The organism is Vibrio sp. V42_P2S4T144 (assembly GCF_009904715.1).
Taxonomy (GTDB): Bacteria; Pseudomonadota; Gammaproteobacteria; order Enterobacterales; family Vibrionaceae; genus Vibrio; species Vibrio alginolyticus.
Genome location: NZ_WXWS01000051.1, coordinates 1 through 4,982 on the forward strand (window position 1 = coordinate 1; position 4,982 = coordinate 4,982).

Sequence of the window (4,982 nt, forward strand, 5' to 3'; positions counted from 1 at the left end):
CTTACATACTAATTACATTATTGTGCGGCAAATAACATACCAGTCAATATTCTAGAAAAGCATTCTTTTCGCTCATATATTTTAACATGGCTTTTTACTGTTAAACCGTCTCGGTTTTCGCCTCTATCTTCTCATTTACTTTATCGCAAATGTACTCTCCAATAGGCATTGCAGATGTCGCTGCTGGAGAGGGGGCGTTGCAAACGTGCAGGCTTCTGGCGCTTTCGGCAAACAAGAAGTCATGAACCAAGGTTCCGTCGGATAACACCGCTTGCGCACGAATACCCGCAGGATATGGTTTGAGATCGTCTACCTTGATGCTTGGGCAGTATTTATTGACCAGCTTGAGATAGCCCGGCTTCCACCACGAGTTCTTAAACTCATCCAATCCGGTTTTTAGATGCTTTTGTGTCACCTTCCAGAAACCGGAGAAGCTCAGCATTTGCATGGTATCTTGCAAGCTGAAGTTAACCTTGTCGTACCCTTCTCGCTTCCAGCCTTGCACCGCATTTGGACCTACGGTCACACTGCCATCAATCATGCGAGTCAGGTGGACGCCCAAGAATGGCAAGTCAGGGTCGGGAATTGGATAAATAAGATGATTCACCACTTGGTCGTGTTTGCTATCTAAGCGGTAGTATTCACCACGATAAGGGATGATTTGGAAATCGGTCGGAATAGACATCATCTTCGTCATGCGATCCGCCATCAAGCCGCTGCAAGTAACCAAGAACTTAGCATTGAGCTGCATGGTTTGACCGTCTGAAATACAGGTCAGTTGAACTTCTTCGTCCTTCTCTTCGGCAGCCACCACTTTGGTTCTCAAGCTGATTTGACCGCCGAGCTTTTTGAACTCTTCCGCCATCTGCTCAGTGACCAAACGATAGTCCACAATACTGGTGGTTTTGACATAAATCGCGCCCAATCCCGTGATGTTTGGTTCAGCCAGTTTAAGTTGAACTTCATCGAGTAGCTTTACGTCGATGCCGTTGACATGGCAGCGCTCATAGAGGGCATTCATGCGTTCGACTTCTTGCTCATTGGTCGCAACCAGTAACTTGCCACAGTTCTCCACCGGAATATCGTGCTCGGCGCAGAACGAAATGGTTCGCTCTACCCCACGCTTACAAAAATCCGCTTTTAAGCTGCCCGGTGCGTAGTACACCCCGGCATGAATCACGCCGCTATTGTGTCCGGTTTGGTGCTGGGCAAAACCGGACTCTTTCTCAACCAATAAAATGGATTTGTCTGGATGACGTTGCTGTAGTTGCCATGCTGTCGACACACCAACGATACCGCCACCAACAATGATGTAGTCATAGACTGATTTCATACGACCTCTTATAAAACCGATAGTTGAGATTGTTGCAATTTGAACTTGCGACCACTGTAAATGAACACCGCGACAAATACCGCGCAGCTTGCCACACGAACCAACATTGGGATATCGTGCCAAACTAGCAATGTACCCACCACTACCAACAAGAGACGCGTCAGAATGTTTAGAGGACCTTCCAAGTAGCCTTCAATCGCACCAATCAATGCATAGGTACCGATGATGGCAAAGAAGCCTACGGTAATTACCGACGTCACATCCCAACTGACCAAGCCTGTATAGGCAATAAGTAGCGGTACAAGATACAAACCTTTAGCGATTTTCCACGCCATCAGGCCGGTACGCATTGGAGGTGTTTTCGCGATGGTTGCCGCTGCAAATGCGGTCAAACACACTGGAGGCGTTACGTTACTGTCTTGCGATAACCAGAAGATGATGAGGTGAGCAGCCAGCAATGCCAAGCCTACCGCTTCCATACCCAAACTTTGCTCTAGTAGGGTTTCCATAAAGTCCGCAGGTACTAGCGCCACCATTTCTTTCGCGGTTTCCAACGCCATTGGTGCATTAAGCAGTTCCAACTTTTCTGGCGCCGCCAACATGAAGATAGCTTTTGCTTGTTCAGGCAATTGACCCGACACCATCAATTCAAGCAATTGGTTTTCGGCAATTAACTTGTAAAGCGCAGGGGCAGACAGAGTACCCAATACAATATACGCCGCTGTCACAGGTAAACCCATACCTAAAACAAGAGAAGCGAGCGCAATCAGAACGATCATGATGAACAAGTCGCCATTCGCCCAACCGTCGATCATCAGTGAGAAGGTGTTGCCGATGCCAGTTGTACTGATCACGTTGATCACCAAACCGATACCCACCAGCAATACGGCGGTTGTCGCCATGTTCTTTGCACCTTGCGATAGCGCTTCGATGATCGCTTTTGGTCCCATCTTATGATTTTTCGAGAACCAAGAAGCCACCACCACAGAAATGATTGACAAACCTGCAGCGTAAGTCGGTGTAAAACCTTGAACCAACAAAGTAACCAATACCGCCAGTGGGATAAGGTTGTGCCAACCGCTGATCAGCACTTTTAATAGAGATTCATCACTTGTCGTGATTTTTTGAACGCCGCTGCGTTTGGCTTCAATACGCACAAAGAACGCCACGGACAAGAAATAGATAAGAGCAGGAATGAAAGAAACCGCGATGATATCGACATAAGGAATTTGCGTGTAAGACGCCATGATGAAAGCGCCCGCGCCCATCACTGGTGGCATCAGCTGACCACCTGTCGACGCCGCAGCTTCAACCCCCGCTGCAAAGCGCGAAGGGAAACCCGCTTTTTGCATCAAAGGAATACTGATAACACCGGTTGAAACCGTATTTGCCACGCTTGAGCCCGATACTGAGCCCATCAAACCGGAGCCAATCACCGCAATAAAACCCGGACCGCCGATGATTTTGCCAGCCGCAGCACGTGCCACATTGATGATGTAATCACCGACACCAGAGCGCACAAGAAATGCACCAAACAGAATGAACATGAATACGAAAGTCCAGCTGATGCGCGAGATAGAGCCAAACATGCCCTCGGAAGAATAGAAGCTACGGTAGAGCAAGGTTTCCATGCTCAAACCCGGGAAGTGGAAAATACCTGTCGCCCACTTTCCCCAAAGCACAACGTAGCTTAAACACACCACAATCAGCACTGGAATAAACCAGCCCATGGTGCGTCTAATCAATTCAATAACAATTAAAATTGCCATGATGGCAAAGACCCAATCGCTGGTCACGAACTTGACGCCACGTTCATACAGCGCATCTTCGGCATAGGGAATGTAGAGCAAACACGCGACTGCGCCCATGGCAATTAACACATCGATGCCGAGTGCAATCTTACTCTGCTTAAGAGAGATATGAGCCGGATACCAAAGCGCACAAATCACCGCAAAGCCAGCAAAGTGGGTCGCGGAAATCCATAACTCTGGTAACGTCGATAAGGTATTAAACCAAATGTGCAAAGCAGACAACACCACGCCAAACACTGTGATTGTGGTGGTTACCCACGGAAAATCAGTGCGCGTGGGCAGCTCAAATTTCTGCAATTCCTTTTCTATTGAGTCGCTCATCTCATACTCCAAGCTCTGGCGGCTTTTTCCATCTTAGAAATCGGTAGGGATAAAATGCCCCGAGCCGAAACTCGGGGCGAAGTTGGCGTTATTTCGCCATTAGGTCTGATGGGATTTCGATGCCCATTTCTTTGTAGTAACGCACCGCACCTGGGTGAAGAGGCACTGGCAAGCCAGCGATCGCTTTCTCAATCGCCATTGCTTTTGTTGCTTTGTGGATGCCTTGTAGGAAAGGCAGGTTCTCGTAGATCGCTTTGGTTAGCTGGTAAACGTCTTCTTCCGAGATATCTTCACGAACTGCCAAGAAGTTTGGCTGTGCAATGGTGGTGATCGGCTTATCTAGCCCTGGGTACGTGTTCGCTGGGATCTCGTACTTCGTCCATAGGTTGTAATTGCCGTTCGCCTCTTTGATTTGTTCGTCAGTAAACGAAAGAATCGAAATGTCTTTACCCAACGCAGCAAAAGCTTGAGTGACCGCACCAACAGGTACACCCGCAGGCGTGTTCATGCCGTCAATGGTGCCGTTTTGAAGTGCGCTCGCACTGCCGCCGTAACCCATGTAAGCAAGATTGAATTTATCAGGGTCGACCTTCAGACCTTTCATGATTTGGCGACCAGAGTTCTCAGTACCTGAGTTCTTCTTACCGATAGAGAACTTCTTGCCATCTAGGTTGTTCAGATCAGTCACTGTGCCGGTTTTTGCTAGGTCAGAGCGAACAATAAAGTGCTCAACGTTTTGCCACAGCATAGAGACTGAACGCAGCTGTTCTTGGCGACCGCTTTTCTCATACGGACCTTCGCCAGACCAAGCCCACGCACCGTAAAGACCTTGTAGAATCGCGAACTGTGCTTCGTTTTCGTTCAGCAGTTTGACGTTTTCACCAGAGCCCGCAGAGCTGATTGCAGAAAGGGAGAAGTGGTGCTTTGGTGCCAATTTCACTTTGCTTAACGTCGCCAGCGCTACGCCCACAGGGTAGTAAGTACCACCTGTCGATGCTGTTGCAAGAATATAGCTACGATCTTCTGCCGCAGCGTTAGCAGCAATACCAAAAGAAGTCACAGCGACAGCCAAAGCTTTTACCAGCTTATTCATTTTCATTATTACTCTCCGTGTAGTCGTTTCACGATTGGGGATTTACATCATGTTAAATCTTTATTAACAACACATTCCCTAGAGCAATTGAAATGCCAACTTTTAACTCTTTGTATTTATTGAACTAAGTGCTGAAAGACATCAAAAATGAGCAAAATCATGCTGATTTGATAGCAAAGTAATGAGCAAGATCTTGCTCATTGAAGAGAAGAAGGTTGCACGCCTAGATCGCAAAAGGTTAATAAAATGTGATCAAGACAAAATAAATGCACGATTCACTAATAAGCAATATTTTGCCGATGCAATTTTGGATTGAACTGCAACTAGTGAGCGTCTTAACAATAAGAAGAAAAAGCGCATCATTCTAAACTGCTCACTTTATCAGCGGAGGTTTATAGCCTAAACGACTACAAATAGCACAAAA

The 4,982-nt window shown here is 47.2% G+C and carries 3 protein-coding genes; all 3 read right to left on the reverse strand.

Features of this window, described 5'->3' with window-relative positions; translation table 11 throughout:
* Positions 1–100: 100 nt before the first annotated feature.
* Positions 101–1,333 (reverse strand): L-2-hydroxyglutarate oxidase, encoded by a 1,233-nt coding sequence (lhgO, locus tag CAG68_RS01630; protein WP_053307131.1) that lies wholly within the window; start codon positions 1,331–1,333, stop codon positions 101–103.
* A gap of 8 nt (positions 1,334–1,341) precedes the next feature.
* Entirely contained in the window at positions 1,342–3,465 is a 2,124-nt protein-coding gene (locus CAG68_RS01635) for a TRAP transporter fused permease subunit (RefSeq protein WP_161440713.1), read from the reverse strand.
* 88 nt (positions 3,466–3,553) lie between these two features.
* The gene (locus CAG68_RS01640) at positions 3,554–4,564 is read right to left on the reverse strand and encodes a TAXI family TRAP transporter solute-binding subunit (RefSeq protein WP_017635521.1); all 1,011 of its coding nucleotides are present in this window, start codon (positions 4,562–4,564) and stop codon (positions 3,554–3,556) included.
* Positions 4,565–4,982: the final 418 nt, after the last annotated feature.

What these genes read in the sequence shown, in the direction of transcription:
- CAG68_RS01635 (WP_161440713.1), bottom strand. Translation starts at nt 3,465, where the DNA reads ATGAGCGACTCAATAGAAAAGGAATTGCAGAAATTTGAGCTGCCCACG.
- lhgO (WP_053307131.1), bottom strand. Translation starts at nt 1,333, where the DNA reads ATGAAATCAGTCTATGACTACATCATTGTTGGTGGCGGTATCGTTGGT.
- CAG68_RS01640 (WP_017635521.1), bottom strand. Translation starts at nt 4,564, where the DNA reads ATGAAAATGAATAAGCTGGTAAAAGCTTTGGCTGTCGCTGTGACTTCT.